Origin of the sequence: Streptomyces sp. NPDC001339 (assembly GCF_042895955.1) — a bacterium.
Taxonomy (GTDB): Bacteria; Actinomycetota; Actinomycetes; order Streptomycetales; family Streptomycetaceae; genus Streptomyces.
The window spans coordinates 144,552-160,431 of the sequence record NZ_JBIAWT010000009.1 but is presented as its reverse complement, the minus strand read 5'-3'; the positions used below and the strand labels follow the sequence as shown (position 1 = coordinate 160,431).

The window sequence follows — 15,880 nt, the reverse complement described above, 5'->3', positions numbered from 1 at the left end:
CCGGATGGGAACCTTGCCGGGACCGGACAGGAGCCTTGTCGGTGCCGCATGGGAACCTTCACCACCGCTGACGGAAATCCTGACGGGAACCCTGACAGCGCCGCGTACATCTATGGGAAGCACCGGAGGTACACGGGAAGCACCGGACGTACACCGGACGCACCCGGACGTACACCGGGAGAACATCAGGGACACCTCGGGGATACCTCAGGGGACCGGGAAGGGACGCGGGAGGAGACGGGGGGAATCACGGGGGAGAGAGACACGGGGGGCGTTTACGGACGCGGACGCGGACGGTCGCGGACGTACGGCACCGCAACGAGGAGGAAGCAAGTGGTCGACGCACACCAGACGTTCGTCATCGTCGGGGGTGGCCTGGCCGGAGCGAAGGCGGCGGAGACGCTCCGCTCGGAGGGCTTCACCGGACGGGTGATCCTCATCTGTGACGAGCGCGACCACCCCTATGAGCGCCCCCCGCTGTCCAAGGGGTACCTGCTCGGCAAGGAGGAGCGCGACAGCGTCTTCATCCATGAACCCGCCTGGTACGCCAAGGCTCAGATCGAGCTCCATCTGGGCCAGCCCGCCGTCCACTTGGATCCCGCGGCCAAGACCGTACGCCTGGGCGACGGCGCCCTGATCGTCTACGACAAGCTGCTGCTGGCCACCGGCGCCGAACCGCGCCGCCTGGACATCCCCGGCACCGGCCTGGCCGGTGTGCACCACCTGCGCCGCCTCGCCCACGCGGAGCGGCTCCGCGGCGTCCTCGCCTCCCTCGGCCGGGAGAACGGGCAGCTCGTCATCGCCGGCGGCGGCTGGATCGGCCTGGAGGTCGCCGCCGCGGCCCGTACCTACGGCGCCGAAGTCACCGTCATCGAAACCGCCCCGACCCCGCTGTACGGCGTCCTCGGCCCCGAACTCGGCGGCCTGTTCACCGAGCTGCACCGCGAACACGGCGTCCGCTTCCACTTCGGAGCCCGCCTCACCGAGATCGTCGGCCAGGACGGCATGGTACTCGCGGTCCGCACCGACGACGGTGAGGAGCACCCCGCCCACGACGTGCTCGCCGCGATCGGCGCCGCCCCGCGCACCGCCCTCGCCGAACAGGCCGGGCTCGACCTCGTGGACCGCGCGGGTTCGGCGGGTGGCGGCATCGCGGTGGACTCCGGGCTCCGCACCTCCGACCCGTACATCTACGCCGCCGGTGATGTCGCCGCCGCCGACCACCCCCTCCTCGACACCCGCCTGCGCGTCGAACACTGGGCCAACGCCCTCAACGGCGGCCCGGCCGCCGCCCGCGCCATGCTCGGCCAGGACGTCAGTTACGACCGCGTCCCGTACTTCTTCTCCGACCAGTACGACCTCGGGATGGAGTACTCCGGCTACGCCCCGCCCGGCTCGTACGCGCAGGTCGTCTGCCGTGGCGATGTCGCCAAGCGGGAGTTCATCGCCTTCTGGCTCGCCCCGGACGGCCGGCTGCTGGCCGGGATGAACGTCAACGTCTGGGACGTCACCGAAACCATCCAGCGGCTCATCCGCTCCGGCCGCCCGATCGATCCCGCCGCTCTGGCCGATCCGGAGGTTCCGCTCGATTCGCTGCTCCCGTAGCGTGCGCGTATGACGACGAGCCCCACTGGTCCGCCCAGCCCCACGGAAGCTACGGGTCCCGGCGGTCCCACCAGCCCCAGCGGTGACACCGGCCCCGGCGGTAACACCGGCCCCGGCCCTGGCCGTGGCGCGGGCGCCGGCACCGGCAGTGGCACCGGCACCGGCAGTGGCGTCCCGGACCTCGTCACCTTCGACGACGTCCGGGACGCCGCCCGGCGGCTGGTGGGCGTGGCCCACCGCACGCCCGTGCTGCGCTCCCGCACCCTCGACGCGCTGGTCGGCGCCGAGGTCCACCTCAAGTGCGAGAACTTCCAGCGGGCCGGCGCCTTCAAGTTCCGTGGCGCCTACCACGCCGTCTCCCGGCTGTCGCCCGAGCAGCTGGCCCGCGGCGTCGCCGCCTACTCCTCCGGCAACCACGCCCAGGCCGTCGCCCTCGCCGCGCGCGAGCTGGGCAGCCATGCCGTGATCGTCATGCCGGAGGACGCCCCGAAGTCCAAGATCGACGCCACGGCCGGATACGGCGCGGAGATCGTCCGCTACGACCGCTACACCGTCGACCGCGCTGCCCTCGCCCAGCAGCTCGCCGAGGAGCGCGGCCTCGCCCTCATCCCGCCGTACGACCATCCGCACGTCATCGCAGGCCAGGGCACTGCCACCCTGGAACTGATCGAGGAGATCGGCCCGCTCGACGCGCTGCTGGCCCCGATCGGCGGTGGCGGGCTGATGGCCGGCTCGGCCGTCGCCGCCACCGCGCTGGTCCCCGGTATCCGCATGATCGGCGTCGAACCGGAGGCCAGCGACGACACCCGCCGCTCACTGGCCGCCGGCCACCCCGTCACCATCCCCGTCCCGCGCACCATCGCCGACGGCCAGGCCGTCACCGCCCCTGGTGCCCTGACCTTCGGCATCAACCAGCGCCTCCTCGACTCGGTGGCCCTGGTCAGCGACGACGAGATCCGCGCCGCCATGGCCTTCGCCTTCGAACGCCTCAAGATCGTCACCGAGCCCAGCGGTGCCAGCGCCCTGGCCGCCCTCCTCACCGGGCGCCACCGCATCACGCCGCTCCCGTCCCGCGCCACGCCGCTCCCGCCCCGCATCGGCGTGATCATCTCCGGCGGCAACATCGGCCTCGACCGTTTTCTGGAGCTGATGGGATAGCCGCTCAGGGAGCTGTTGGAGCAGCCACCCGGCCTGCGGGGCCGGGCGCGGGTGGCCGGCGGGGCCGGGCAAGGTCGGGTGGGGTGGGGTGGGGTGGTCGGCGGGGACTGTCGTACCCCCACCGTAGAATTCTTGCGTGGCAGGCAGGATCAACGATGACGATGTGAAGGCGGTGCGGGACGCGGTCCCGATCGACGCCGTCGTGTCCGAGTATCTCCAGCTCCGCAACGCCGGCGGCGGCAACCTCAAGGGCCTCTGCCCCTTCCACGACGAGAAGTCCCCGTCGTTCCACGTCAGCCCCGCGAAGGGGCTCTACCACTGCTTCGGCTGCCAGGAGGGCGGCGACACCGTCGACTTCATCATGAAGATCGACCACCTCTCCTTCGCCGAGACCATCGAGCGGCTCGCCGCGCAGGCCGGTATCACCCTCCGCTACGAAGAGGGCGGCTACACGCCCGGCCGCCAGCAGGGCGAGCGCACCCGCCTGGTCGAGGCCCACAAGGTCGCCGCCCAGTTCTACGCGGAGCAGCTCGACAGCCCCGAGGCCGAGATCGCCCGCCGGTTCCTCGCCGAGCGCGGCTTCGAGCAGGCTGCCGCCCAGCATTTCGGCATCGGCTACAGCCCGGCCGGCTGGGACCACCTCACCCGCTTCCTGCGCGGCCGCGGTTTCACGGACAAGGAACTGATCGTCTCCGGCCTCTCCCAGGACAGCCGCAGCGGCAAGCCCATCGACCGCTTCCGTGGCCGCCTGATGTGGCCGATCCGTGACATCGCCGGCGAGGTCGTCGGCTTCGGCGCCCGTAAGCTCCGCGACGACGACAACGGTCCCAAGTACCTCAACACCCCCGAAACCCCCATCTACCACAAGTCCCAGGTTCTCTACGGCATCGACCTCGCCAAGAAGGAGATCGCCAAGACCAACCGTGCGGTCGTGGTCGAGGGTTATACGGACGTGATGGCCTGCCACCTCGCCGGCGTCACCACCGCCATCGCCACCTCGGGTACGTCCTTCGGCGAGGGCCACATCAAGATCCTTCGGCGCCTGCTGATGGACAACTCCGGATCCGAGGTCGTCTTCACCTTCGACGGCGACGCCGCGGGGCAGAAGGCCGCCCTGCGCGCCTTCGAGGACGACCAGAAGTTCGCCGCCCAGACCTCCATCGCCATCACCCCCGGCGGTATGGACCCCTGTGACCTGCGCCTCGCCAAGGGCGAGCAGGCCGTCGCCGACCTCGTCGAGTCCCGTACGCCCCTCTTCGAATTCGCCCTCCGCCAGGTCGTCTCCCGGCACAACCTGGACGCGGCCGTGGGGCGGGCCGCCGCCCTGGACGAGGCCGCCCCCATCGTCGCCAACATCAAGAACAGCTCCATCCAGCACGAATCCGCCGTCCAGCTCGCCGGCATGCTCGGCATTCTGGACACCCAGTTCGTGGTCAAGCGCGTCGCCCAGCTCGCCCGCTGGGCCCGTGAGCGCGGCCGCGATGGCGGCGGCCCCCAGCAGGGCCGCCAGCAGCGCCGTGCCCCGGCTGCCCCCGAAGCCGGGCAGGCCCGCCCCGCCCCCGGCCCGCGCGGCCCCGCCCTCAACCTCCGCAGCCCCGCCCACCGCGTCGAGCGCGAGCTCCTCAAACTCGCCCTGCAGCGCCCCGACCTGGTCTCTCCGGCCTTCGACGCGTACGGGGCCGACGAGTTCACCGCACCGCCGTACGCCGTGGTCCGCCAGTGCATCGAGGAGGCCGGCGGCACCACGGCCGGCGCCGCCGACAGCGACTACGTCTCCCGGGTCCGCGGAGCCGCCCCCGACGACACCGTCCGCGCGCTGATCACCGAGCTCGTGGTGGAACCGCTGCACACCCGCCGCGACCCCGACGAGGCCTACGCCGGCGTCCAGTTGGTCGCCGTCCGCCTCGCCGCCGTGAACCAACGTGTCACCGAGATCCGCGGCACCCTGCAGCGCCTCGGCCCCCGCGCCGACCCCGACCAACTCGCCGCCGTCCAGAACGAACTCTGGATCCTCCAGCAGTACGGCCAATCCCTCCGCGAACGCGGCTACGCGGCCTTGTAACGCAACGGCCAGGCGGGCCCTGTAGCGCAACGCGGCTACGCAGCCCTGTGACGCACGCGGCTAGGCGGTCCTTTGACGCAACGCGGCCACGCGGCCCTGTGACGCACGCGGCTGGCGGCCCTTTGACGTATCGCGGCTACGCGGCCCCGTTACGCCGCGCCCGCCGCCGCTGTCCGCCAGGGGGATGCTGCCGTAAGCCCCCGGGAATACCGGCCAGGCTCCCCCGCGTTGAGGCCCCGCAGGGGGCCCTCACGCCCCCTAGGTGATCTGTTCGGCCACCCCGTAGGGCATCGCCCGGAAGATCCCCTGACCTTCTCGCGAGGACACCCCTGGCCACCCCGCTCAGCCGCTCTCGGAACACCCCGCGGTAGCCGTTCGGTCACGGACCGGACTCAAAAAGTGGCCGCACGCCCCTCGTGGCGGGAGTGTGTCGTACTCCACACTGAGAAGCGGTGCCTGAGTCCTCGGAGCGCGGCGGGTCCGGTCGTACGTCACCGGAAACCCCCGCGGAACCGCTCGTGACGTACGGGACGGACGGCGGCTCGGCCGCAACCGTACCCGGCCTTTCTGCCGCCTCAGCAGCGATCACCCTGGAGGTCGCCCCCGTGCAGACCCAGACCCTCGCCGACGCGTCGGCCGTCTCCCACCCGGCCGGCGAGCAACTCGCGGAACCCGTCACGGAGCCGGTCACACGGCCACTCATCGGCCCGGCAGCCGATCCTGTCACCGTGCCGCAGCAGGCCGAACCACCGGCCGCCGAGATGCTCCCGGAGGAGAGCTCCCAGGAGCGGGAGCGGGACCGCGAGCGCGAGCAGGGACCGGAGCTGGAGCTGGAGCCAGGGCCAGGCGCGGGGCCAGAGCTGGTATTGGTGCCGCCCCCGGGTGCGGATACGGATACGGAACCGGGGCCGGATATGGAACCGGGGACGGATATGGAACCGGGGCCGGGTACGGGTACGGAATCGGGGTCAGATGCGGATTCCGGACCGGCGGCGCACGCGGAACCGGACCCCGGCCCCGAGCCGCCGCCCCGTGCCGAGGCCGGCGGCCCGTCCTCCGACCTCTTCCGCCAGTACCTCCGCGAGATCGGGCGGATACCGCTGCTCACCGCCGTCGAGGAGGTCGAGCTCGCCCGCCGCGTCGAGGCAGGTCTCTTCGCCGAGGAGAAGCTCACCAACACCCCCGATCTTTCCTCTCAACTCGCCTACGACCTGGACAGGCTGGTGGTCCTCGGCCGGATGGCCAAGCGCCGCCTGATCGAGGCCAACCTGCGCCTGGTGGTCTCCGTCGCCAAGCGCTACGTCGGCCGTGGACTGACCATGCTCGATCTCGTCCAGGAGGGAAACCTCGGACTGATCCGCGCCGTCGAGAAGTTCGACTACGCCCGCGGCTACAAGTTCTCCACCTATGCCACCTGGTGGATCCGCCAGGCGATGTCCCGCGCCCTCGCCGACCAGGCCCGGACCATCCGCGTCCCGGTCCATGTCGTCGAGCTGATCAACCGCGTCGTACGGGTCCAGCGGCGGATGCTCCAGGAGCGTGGCTACGAGCCCACCCCGGAGGAGGTCGCCGCCCACCTCGACCTCACCGGGGAACGCGTCAGCGAAGTACTCCGCCTCGCCCAGGAGCCGGTCTCGCTGCACGCCCCCGTCGGCGAGGAGGAGGACGTCGCCCTCGGCGACCTCATCGAGGACGGCGACGCCGCCTCACCCGTCGAATCCGCCGCGTTCCTGCTGCTCCGCGAGCACCTCGACGCGGTCCTGTCCACCCTCGGCGAACGGGAACGCAAGGTCGTACAGCTCCGCTACGGCCTTGCCGACGGCCGCCCCCGCACCTTGGAGGAGATCGGCCGGATCTTCGGCGTCACCCGTGAACGGATACGGCAGATCGAGTCCAAGACCCTCGGCAAACTCCGCGATCACGCCTTCGCCGATCAGCTCCGCGGCTACCTGGACTGAGCGGGCCCGTGCCGGGGCAGGGCGGCTCACGCCTCCCGCGTGAACGCCCCCGGGTGGGCCTCATCGCGCACCGCCGCGTACTGCTGGCGTACGGCCTGGCCGACCGGCAGCTCCTCGCCCGGTTCGAAGACCTGGCTCGCGGCGGCCGGCCACTGCGGCGGATCGACCCAGGCGGCCCCGCCACCCGGCCCGGGCTCCGCACCGGCGGCCGGCGTGAGCGTGCCGTGGGCCACCCCCCATGCCCAGGCCGCCTGCCGCGCCGCCCCCAGTGCCGCGTACTCGGCCGGCTGCGGCACCACGATCTGTACGCCGAACAAACCCGGGGCGATCGCCTGCACCGCGCCCAGCTCCGCCGCCGCGCCCAGCAGGAACACCCTGCGTACCGCCACGCCCCGCCCGCGCAGCACATCCAGCGCGTCCGCGAGCCCGCACAGCATGCCCTCCACGGCCGCCCGCGCCATATGCTCCGGCTTCATGCTCTCTCGCCGCATCCCGTGCAACGACCCCGCGGTGTGCGGCAGATGAGGCGTCCGCTCGCCCTCCAGATAGGGCAGCATCACCATGCCGTACGCACCGGGCGACGACTTCAGCGCCAGCTCGGACAGTCCCTCCAGGTCCGTCCCCAGCATCTCCGCCGCGCCGCGCAGCACGCGCACCGCGTTGCTGGTGTGCACCACCGGCAGATGCCGTCCGGTGGCGTCTGCGAACGAGGTGATCGTGCCGCTCGGGTCGATCAGCGCTTCGTGATGAATCCCGAACACCGACCCGGAGGCGCCCAGCGACACCACGGCGTCCCCCTCGCCGACACCGAGCCCGAAAGCGGCCGCCATGGTCTCCCCGGTGCCGGCGGAGATCAGCAGCCCTTCCGGGGTGAAACCGGCGGTGCCCGACGGGCCCAGCACCTCCGGCAGCCGCACCTGATGGCCCAGCGCCAGCTCCACCAGATCCGGCCGGTACGACCCGCTCGCCGCCGACCAGAAACCGGTCCCCGAGGCCGCGCCCCGGTCCGTGGTCCGCCGCGCCGGGCGCCCCAGGAGCTGCCACACCAGCCAGTCGTGCGGCTGCATGACCTCGGCGATCCGGACCGCGTTCGCCGGCTCCGTACGTGCCAGCCAGCGCAGCTTGGTCACCGGGTGGGCCGCCTGCGGTACCGCGCCCATGGCCTGCGCCCACGCGCTCCGTCCGCCCAGCGCGTCCACCAGGTCCGCGGCCGCACTCTGCGCCCGCTTGTCGTTGCCCAGCAGCGCGGGCCGTACGAGATTGCCGTCCGCGTCCAGCGTCAGCAGCCCGTGCTGCTGCGCCGAGACGCCGATGGCCTGTACGCCTTCGAGCAGCCCCTTGCCCGCCGCCTCACCGAGCGACATCAGCCACGCCTGCGGATCGGCCTCCGGCCCCTTCTCGACGGGGTGCGGCGCGTACCCCTGTCTGATGACGGCGCCCGTGTCCGCATCGCAGACGACGATCCGTGTGCTGTCGGACGAACTGTCCAATCCGGCGACTATCCCCATGGCCTCAGATGATGCCCCATGGGACGCATGGGGAAAGAGTCAGGGTTTGCCCGGCGAGGGCGCCGGGGAGTCCGCCACGCAGATGATCATGGGTCTCACGTGTTGCTGGTGCCCCAGTCGTTCCCGTTGTTCCCCTTGTCCCCCTTGTTCCCGCCGTTCCCGTTGCTCCCACGCTGTTCGCGCAGCGAGCGGACCCGGTCGCGGACGGCGCCGGGCACATGATCTCCGACCGTGGCCGACACCTTCCCGTACGCCTTCGAGGCCACCTCGCGCCCGGTCAGCGCGACGGACTCGGCGCTGTTGCGGACCGCCGGATTCTGCGCGACCCGCTGGGCGGCCTTGCGGAGCTGCTCATACCGCTCCCGGCCGGCCCGCGCCCCGAGTACGTACCCGGTGGCCAGTCCCGCGATGAACGTGAGCCGGTAGCGCATCGCTCCACCTCTCCCTCTGGTCGGTCCCGTACGGTGCTCCTGTGCACCGGACGCCGGGCGGTGCCGCCGCGCCTGACCTCCGGGGCCGGAGGTCACCCGAGGTGACCTGAGCCGATACCGATTGGCGGAGCACCCCCCTGCTTGCGCTAATGTATGTCTCGCAGCGAACGCCTGCCCTCCGGATACCCGGACGACAGCGCATTCGAGGCACGCAGAGCAATCCCCTGTAGCTCAATTGGCAGAGCAGCCGGCTGTTAACCGGCAGGTTACTGGTTCGAGTCCAGTCGGGGGAGCTCGGTCCCCTGTAGCTCAATTGGCAGAGCAGCCGGCTGTTAACCGGCAGGTTACTGGTTCGAGTCCAGTCGGGGGAGCACAGCGGACGAGGGCCCCGGGAGGGGTCCTTTTTCTTGTGCCGAGGGTCCGGTTTTCCGCTCCCGGGAACCGAAACCCCCGTGATCGAAGTCCTCTTGGGCAGCCAACGTCGCCCGACGACGGCCCGCACGGGCAGCAGATCGTATGAGCGGCTATGCTGCGGCAGACGGCGCGCACAAATGTGCGCGACGCGCCGTGGAGGGGGCGGTAGCTCAGCCGGTTAGAGCAGCGGACTCATAATCCGTCGGTCGTGGGTTCGAGTCCCACCCGCCCCACCACTCGCTACGCGGGCAGATCCTTTTCTACCCGCGGAAACACGGCGACGGGGGTCGACGCTCCGAAGCGGCGGCCCCCGTTCATCCGTTTAGATCAAGATCCAGGGCCTTGGGCCTTGCCGGGGCCGGGACCGGACCCGGCGGGTGCCGGTCGGGTCGCGTGGTTTCTCACCGGCGCGGCTTCTCATCCCGCCACCACAGCCCACGCCACAGTCCCCACCCAGGGGCTGATCACAGATGCGGTCGCTTGGGACATGCGCCGCGCTCGACGGCTCCCTTCGTCTTTGGGAGCGCTCCCAGGCACCGATGGAGAGCCCCCTCGATCAACGGCCGGCGCTGGTCACAGCCCTCACCGCCGCCACCCTCAGGTCCACGGGGCAACTGACTGCCGGTGGCCCGGACGGCTTCCACGCGATACGACTCGACCTCGAACAACTCTGGGCCCAGGAAGGTCCTTTCGGGCCGTCCGATCGTCGGTCCCGTGTGCCGTTGGCTGATGTCCCGTGAGCGCCGAGGGAGTCGCTGTTGCCGGACCTAGGGCCCTAGGCGCGTTCGTTTGGCTGGCGCAGTGAGGTCTGGCGGGCGCGGAGGCGGCGCAGCATGCGCGGATCCTCGAAACCGACGGAGCGGGCGGCGGCGTCGACTGTCGCGCCGTGGCTGATGAGGTGCTGGGCGCGTTCGAGTCGGAGGGTCTGCTGGTAGCGCAGTGGGGTGAGCCCGGTGGCGCGGCTGAAGAGGCGGGTGAGGGTGCGTTCGCTCACGCCTACGGCTGAGGCCAGGGTGGGGAGGGGGAGTGGTTGGTCGAAGCGGGCGTCGATGAGGTCCTGGGTGCGGTGCACGGTGTCGTCGAGGTGGGACCGGTACCGGAGCATCGCGCTGGACTGCGGTTCATGGCCGTTGCGGCGAGCGTAGACGACCATGTCCCGGGCCACCTGGGCGGCGACCGCCGGGCCGTGCCGGGTCGCGACCAGGTGCAGGGCCAGATCGATGCCGCTGGCGATGCCGGCCGAGGTGATCACCCGGTCGTCGACGGTGAACAGGACGTCACGGATGACCATCGCCTTGGGGTGGCGCGAGGCCAGCTCGTCCTGCACGTCGTGGTGGGTGGTGCAGCGGCGGCCGTCGAGCAGGCCTGCCCGGCCGAGCGCCTCGGCCCCGGCGCAGACGCTGGCCACCGTCCCGCCCCTGGCGTGGTGGTCCCGGAGGACCTGTAGGGAGGCGGCATCTATGGCGGGGCCGTCGGCCAGGGTGCCTGTCCGCCAGCCGGGCACCACGATCAGATCCTCGAGCCCGAGTTCGGGCCAGTGGAGCCCGGCCACCAGCGGCAGTCCCTGGGCGGTGAAGACCTGTGGCTGCTCGGCGACGTAGGTGAGCGTGTAGGGGTGCCCGAAGTCGGCGGCCGTGGAGAAGACCTGCGCGGGGCCGGCCAGGTCCAGCAAGTGGACTCCGGGCACCAGGAAGAAGACGATGCGGCTCACGATTCGGTCATCATGCCTGACGTCCTGCTGCGGCCTCCAGCTGGTCGACCGTGGTGATGGTGGCGAAGCGTCCGGCGAGGGCGTACTCGGTGCGCCTGATGATCTCTTCGGCAGGCATCGTGCGGGCGTCGGCCAGCAGCTCGTCGACGCTCTGGTCGGCGGGAGCGTCGCGGTGCGGGATGGGATTGGTCGCGGTCGCGTCGATGACGAAGGTGACCAGGTAGCCGAGGTCGCCGGCGACGCGGGTGGTGGTCTCCACGCACTGCTCGGTGCGGATGCCGCAGACGGTGAGTTCGCGGATGCCGTGCTCGGTAAGGAGTTGCTGCAGGTTGGTGGTGGTGAAGGCGTTGTGCGAGGTCTTGTGGATCAGTGGCTCCCCATCCGCTCGCTCCAGCTCCTCCATCAGCCGGACATGGCCGAGGGCCGGGTCGAAGACATCGCCGGTGCCGGGCTCGGAGTGCAGTACCCACACCACCAGGTCGCCGGCCTGACGGGAGAGCCGGACCAGGCGGTTCACCTGGTCGGCGATCTTCAGGTCGGAGGTGGTTGCCCACAGCGGACGGGCGCGGAACGACTCCTGGACATCGATGACGATCAGTGCTCGGTTCATGTCCCCAAGCCTGAGCCGCGCGGGTGGGGCGGCGACAGGCCGCATCGGGTCCGACAGCGGACCGATCCGGTCATCAGTAGGTCAGGCGGCTGAGCTGCTCGAACGGGAAGTTGACGGCAGGATGACGGCTGTTGGCGGATTGCGGATCCGCCGCAATGACGTCGTCGGACCGGCGTCCTGACGGGTCGGGCTTCTCCGGCTCGCATCGCGCGGATCCATGTCCGACGATGGAGTGAGGGGGAAGGGCAACGCTCCCACGAGACGGACGGGAGACACCATGGTCTGCGAGCGGCGCCAGATGAACGCATTCCTCGTCGGTAGTGTCGCTGTCCGTCTCGTGATCGTGAACGGGCCGCCAGGGACGTCCGCCGCATTCACACCGGATGAGATCGCGAGAATCCGCGCATTCTCTCTGCGCGGGCTGGCGATCCTGTCCGTCCTGGCAGCCAGGCAGCCCACACGCCCGAGACTTTCGTGGCGCCTGAACTTCTCCGTTGAATCCATTTCCCAGCCGCCCCTGCCGCTCAACCAGAATCCGACCACGAGTGGTGACGTGGAGTCTCGAGAGGCACCCTGGCGCGACGCGGTACTGCGCAAACTCGTTGGAGACACGGGCCCGACGGGATTGCGGAGACTGCGGGCGGCGTCCATCGGCGGAGCCGATCACGCGGTCATTGTGCTGTGGACCCGGTACGAGGCTGCGTGGCTCGCCTATGCCCAGGACGATGAAGCGAAACTCATCATGTGCTGGCCCTTGTGGGACATGGCGCGAACCAATCACAGTCTCAGTGAAGCGCCACGCGCTCTCGCCCACGAGATCTGCCACCTTTTCGGGGCTCCCGATGAATACCGTCGCTCCCAGTGCACGGTGCTGCGGGAAGACGACGGCTCTGGCGTCGGCGGCTGCGGCTTCGGCAATCTCGACTTCCCCAACTTCAATTGCGCGTTGGTCAATCCGAGACCTGTGCCGTGCCTTATGGCCGCCAACACCTCACGAGAGATCTGCCCGGCAACAGTGGCGCACCTCGGGTGGGTCGACTCGAACCAGGACGGAGTCCTCGACGTCTTCCAATGATGATCTGTGAGGGAGGTGGCGTCGGCATGCCCAGCTTGCTCGCCCTGACCGATGGACCCGAGGCCCGCGACCGCTTGCTCGAGACCGCCGGTGCCGCTGAGAGTGTGCTGGCCGTCGGTGAGCGCGTGGTCATCATCGAGGACCCTGCGTTGACGGCAGATGATCTCAGGGTGCAACCGGGAGTACTCGCGGCCGCCGACGAAACCATGGCCGCAACCACGGCAGTTGGCGTCGATGCCCTCGTCGGTGACGAGACGGCCGCCGTCGCGGCTCTGGCCGAACTGCTCGGGCTCGAGCCGTCGGTGCTCGACGAGGTGGAGACCATGGATATGGTCGGCTGGCTGACGGCGATCAACCCCACGTTCGCCGCCGAAGTCGACGCGCCCACGGGCGACGGGGAGCCGTGGGACTTCCCGGGGAGCTGCGTCTCCCGCGTGCAGCCTCCATTGCCCTCCCGACCGCCGAACTCACCTCTTCGGGCCGCCCGTTTTGCAGGAGACCCCGAGCTCGAACAGTGTCTGCTCGGTCAGCATCGCATGATGGAACCAGAGGAGAGCCGTGCCGTGCTCAAGGTGCAGGCCGCGCTGCTCGACCTCGGCTTCGAACTCCCCGAATTCGGGGCCGACGGCAGATTCGGTCCAGAGACCGGCCGGGCGGTGAGTGCCTTCAAGAGGGCACAAGGGATCACACCGTCCGACCCCGTGGTCGGGAAGAAGACGATGGCACGCCTGGATGAGCTCTTCGCTGACGAGGCGTGAACGAACCTGACGTACTGCGTGCCTTGCTCGGCGGCTTGGGATCTGTACCGGAAGTTCCGCTTCCGGCACAGATCCCGACCCGTGGAGGCCGTGACTGGAATCGAACCAGTGTAAGCCGCTTTGCAGGCGGCCCCCTGACCACTCGGGCACACGGCCACGTGTGTGGCGAAACGCCCCTGAAGCAGCGCCAGTTGGTGCTGTGCGCAGAGGCGGCAGAGGTGACTGTACGGCGTGTGAGGGGCGTTCCGTCAACCCACTCCGTCAACGGCTGTCCGGATACAGAACATTGCAGGCATGTGAACAAGCCAGCTGGTCGGTTTCCGGTCAGTGTCTTCGAATTTTTGTTGCCGCGCCCCTCGGTGACTGCTAGGAATTACCGCGATCCAGCCATGGTCGAGCCTGCACGGAAAGTTAGTTGAATTGTGCACGGGGGGAGCTTCTGCATGGCGCCACTGTCTTCGTTCGTCGGTTCCCCCTGTTGTGTTTCCGATCGCGAGTACACAAGCGTGAGCACACAAGAAGGGGAGTTCCGTCTTGACTGCACTGTCCCATTCGTGGCTGCGTAAGATCGATCTGAAGCTCATCGCCGATCAGGTGGGAACTCCGGTTTTCATCTACAGTGAAGCCCAGTTCCGCAAGAATCTGTCCCGCGTGAGAAGAGCCGCGGACGATGCGGGGCTGGGTGACCGGGTCGAGTTCTACATTCCGTTTTTCCCGAACTCGAACCCGCACCACCTCGCACCGCTCAAGGAAATGGACGGCTTCGGAGTCCTGGTGCAACTGCCCAGTGAATACCGGGTTCTGCGCGCCCACGGGTTCGACAAGTTCATCGTCTCCCCGGGGCACGTCTCCGACTCGGAGATATCTTTCTGGGACAACACGCGATGTCCCACCTTCCTCGCCAGTCTGGACGAGGTGACGCACTCCCTCGCCACTCGGGCACCGTCGATCAGTGTCCGCATCGACTCCCTGGACTCCGGAAAGCCCGGCATCAAGTACGGGGAGCTGGACCGGCTCACCGCGCTCCTGAAGGAGTACGGACGCGAGCTCGACTGCGTCGAGGTGTACTGCGGCAGCGGCAACTCCCTGGATGACATGGTCCGTACCGTCGAGGAGATGTTCGAGGTCTTCCAGCGGCACTTTCCCACCGCCCGGGGCATCAACTTCGCCGGCGGCCACGGCTTCGATTACGACGCCCACGCCGAGGCGGACAAGCACTTCGACTGGGCCCGGTACTTCGGCCGGCTCGCCGACGCCGCCCGCCGCATGGGCATCCCCGAGGACGTGAAGTTCCTCTTCGAGCCCGCGCGCGATGTCCTGGCCGATACGGGTGCGCTGCTGATGTCGGTGGAGCGGTCCGTCATCACCACGCCGGTTTCGTCCCTCGTCGTCACCGACGGCTGCCGCATGCTCATGCCGTCGGCGCAGCTGCGCAACCGGGGCCACAACACGGCATTCCTCGACCAGGACATGCGCGAGATCGTCAACGAGAAGGGTGTGAGCGCGGCGGTCCGCGGCCGCACCATCCTCCGTAACGACTATCTCCTGCCCGGGGAGGTCCACGTCCCGGAAGGAGTCGATGCGACGAGTTACCTGGTCATTCTCGACACCGGGGCTTACTGCGCCACCCAGCACATGGAATTCCTCAACGTCCCGCCGGCCGCCGAAGTCCTCGTGAACAGCGACGGGTCGATGGACCTGATCACGGCCGCCGGTGATGAGCTCGACAAATGGCGCAACCTTCTTGCTGAGAAGCAGCCGGTCAAGAACTGATCGCCGTGCCCGGGCGGTTTCCCGTAGGGCCGCGGGCTGCAGACCGCAGGCCCGTAGACCGTAGGTCCGGAGGCCGCCCGCGCCCCTCATCCGTTCTCGTATCCGAAATTCTCGGGCCGGCCGGGATGTGCCCTGTCGGTCAGGCAGGAGTGTGCCATGTCGATGTCGATATCCCACGACGGACTGCCGGAGCATGCCGGTGGTACCGCCGACGAAGACGCTCCGTTCGCGTTGTTCGGGAAGTGGCTGGCAGAAGCGTCGGCCAGCGAGCTGAACGACCCCAATGCGATGGCCATCGCGACCACCGGTGCCGACGGGCTTCCGGATGTCCGTATGGTGCTGCTCAAACACCATGACGCGCGCGGATTTGTGTTCTTCACCAACACGACCTCCGCCAAGGGCCGGGAACTCGCGGAGAACATGCAGGCCTCGGGCGTCCTGCACTGGAAAAGCCTCCGGCGCCAGGTGCGTTTCCGCGGGCCGGCCGAATTCGTCACGCCGGAGGAATCCGACGCGTACTTCGCCTCGCGTGCGCGCGACAGCCGGATCGGCGCCTGGGCCAGCCGGCAGTCCGGCCCGCTGGCCGCCCGCAAGCTGCTGGAGGACGCCGTAGCGGCGGAGACGAAGCGCTTCGAGGGCCGGGAAGTGCCCCGTCCCGAGCACTGGACGGGCTACCGCGTGCGGCCCGTCTACCTGGAGTTCTGGTCCGATCGGCCGTTCCGCCTCCACGACCGGGTCGTTTTCACCAGGATGAGTCCCCAGGGGCCCTGGGAACAGGGGCGCCTCTACCCCTAGCGGAAGCCAGAGAAGGGTTCGA

12 protein-coding genes and 4 tRNA genes are annotated in these 15,880 nt (G+C 69.5%); 11 read left to right on the top strand and 5 right to left on the bottom strand.

The features are described from left to right. The first annotated feature begins 333 nt into the window (after positions 1 to 333). From ACFY12_RS26260 to ACFY12_RS26245, 4 genes are all read left to right on the top strand, one after another. Entirely contained in the window at positions 334 to 1,605 is a 1,272-nt protein-coding gene (locus ACFY12_RS26260) for an NAD(P)/FAD-dependent oxidoreductase (protein ID WP_390718362.1), read from the top strand. Positions 1,606 to 1,614: 9 nt separating this feature from the next. Further along, a complete protein-coding gene (locus tag ACFY12_RS26255; RefSeq protein WP_390718361.1) occupies positions 1,615 to 2,763 on the top strand; it encodes a pyridoxal-phosphate dependent enzyme in 1,149 nt (382 codons plus the stop codon). 136 nt (positions 2,764 to 2,899) lie between these two features. Further along, positions 2,900 to 4,825: a DNA primase gene (gene dnaG / locus ACFY12_RS26250; protein WP_390718360.1), complete on the top strand. Its 1,926-nt coding sequence runs from the start codon at positions 2,900 to 2,902 to the stop codon at positions 4,823 to 4,825. 518 nt (positions 4,826 to 5,343) lie between these two features. Then, positions 5,344 to 6,783, top strand: a complete 1,440-nt coding sequence (locus ACFY12_RS26245) for a sigma-70 family RNA polymerase sigma factor (protein ID WP_390718359.1) — start codon at positions 5,344 to 5,346, stop codon at positions 6,781 to 6,783. A 26-nt stretch (positions 6,784 to 6,809) separates the two neighbouring features. On the opposite strand, the gene ACFY12_RS26240 is transcribed toward ACFY12_RS26245, so the two are convergent. Together ACFY12_RS26240 and ACFY12_RS26235 are read right to left on the bottom strand one after the other, a co-directional pair. Continuing rightward, complete coding sequence (locus tag ACFY12_RS26240; RefSeq protein ID WP_390718358.1) at positions 6,810 to 8,291, bottom strand: FGGY family carbohydrate kinase; 1,482 nt, start codon at positions 8,289 to 8,291, stop codon at positions 6,810 to 6,812. Positions 8,292 to 8,386: 95 nt separating this feature from the next. After that, positions 8,387 to 8,722: a YtxH domain-containing protein gene (locus tag ACFY12_RS26235; protein WP_390718357.1), complete on the bottom strand. Its 336-nt coding sequence runs from the start codon at positions 8,720 to 8,722 to the stop codon at positions 8,387 to 8,389. A 220-nt stretch (positions 8,723 to 8,942) separates the two neighbouring features. On the opposite strand from ACFY12_RS26235, the gene ACFY12_RS26230 reads away from it, so the two are divergent. From ACFY12_RS26230 to ACFY12_RS26220, 3 genes are all read left to right on the top strand, one after another. Then, a tRNA-Asn gene (locus tag ACFY12_RS26230) sits at positions 8,943 to 9,015 on the top strand. A gap of 5 nt (positions 9,016 to 9,020) precedes the next feature. Next, positions 9,021 to 9,093: transfer RNA gene (locus ACFY12_RS26225), tRNA-Asn, on the top strand. Between the two features lie 202 nt (positions 9,094 to 9,295). After that, positions 9,296 to 9,372 (top strand) — tRNA-Ile (locus ACFY12_RS26220). Between the two features lie 539 nt (positions 9,373 to 9,911). Here the strand turns inward: ACFY12_RS26220 and ACFY12_RS26215 are convergent. Continuing rightward, entirely contained in the window at positions 9,912 to 10,847 is a 936-nt protein-coding gene (locus ACFY12_RS26215; RefSeq protein WP_390718356.1) for a GlxA family transcriptional regulator, read from the bottom strand. Positions 10,848 to 10,857: 10 nt separating this feature from the next. Further along, positions 10,858 to 11,457, bottom strand: coding sequence for an isochorismatase family protein (locus tag ACFY12_RS26210; protein ID WP_390718355.1), 600 nt, complete (start codon positions 11,455 to 11,457; stop codon positions 10,858 to 10,860). 277 nt (positions 11,458 to 11,734) lie between these two features. On the opposite strand from ACFY12_RS26210, the gene ACFY12_RS26205 reads away from it, so the two are divergent. After that, positions 11,735 to 12,532 (top strand): hypothetical protein, encoded by a 798-nt coding sequence (locus tag ACFY12_RS26205; protein WP_390718354.1) that lies wholly within the window; start codon positions 11,735 to 11,737, stop codon positions 12,530 to 12,532. Positions 12,533 to 12,558: 26 nt separating this feature from the next. Beyond that, complete coding sequence (locus ACFY12_RS26200; protein ID WP_390718353.1) at positions 12,559 to 13,290, top strand: peptidoglycan-binding protein; 732 nt, start codon at positions 12,559 to 12,561, stop codon at positions 13,288 to 13,290. Positions 13,291 to 13,372: 82 nt separating this feature from the next. Here the strand turns inward: ACFY12_RS26200 and ACFY12_RS26195 are convergent. After that, positions 13,373 to 13,446: transfer RNA gene (locus tag ACFY12_RS26195), tRNA-Cys, on the bottom strand. A gap of 378 nt (positions 13,447 to 13,824) precedes the next feature. Between ACFY12_RS26195 and ACFY12_RS26190 the strand changes: the two genes are divergently transcribed. Together ACFY12_RS26190 and pdxH are read left to right on the top strand one after the other, a co-directional pair. After that, positions 13,825 to 15,063, top strand: coding sequence for a hypothetical protein (locus ACFY12_RS26190; RefSeq protein ID WP_390718352.1), 1,239 nt, complete (start codon positions 13,825 to 13,827; stop codon positions 15,061 to 15,063). Between the two features lie 156 nt (positions 15,064 to 15,219). After that, the gene (gene pdxH, locus ACFY12_RS26185) at positions 15,220 to 15,858 is read left to right on the top strand and encodes a pyridoxamine 5'-phosphate oxidase (protein ID WP_390718351.1); all 639 of its coding nucleotides are present in this window, start codon (positions 15,220 to 15,222) and stop codon (positions 15,856 to 15,858) included. The last annotated feature ends 22 nt before the right edge of the window (positions 15,859 to 15,880 follow it).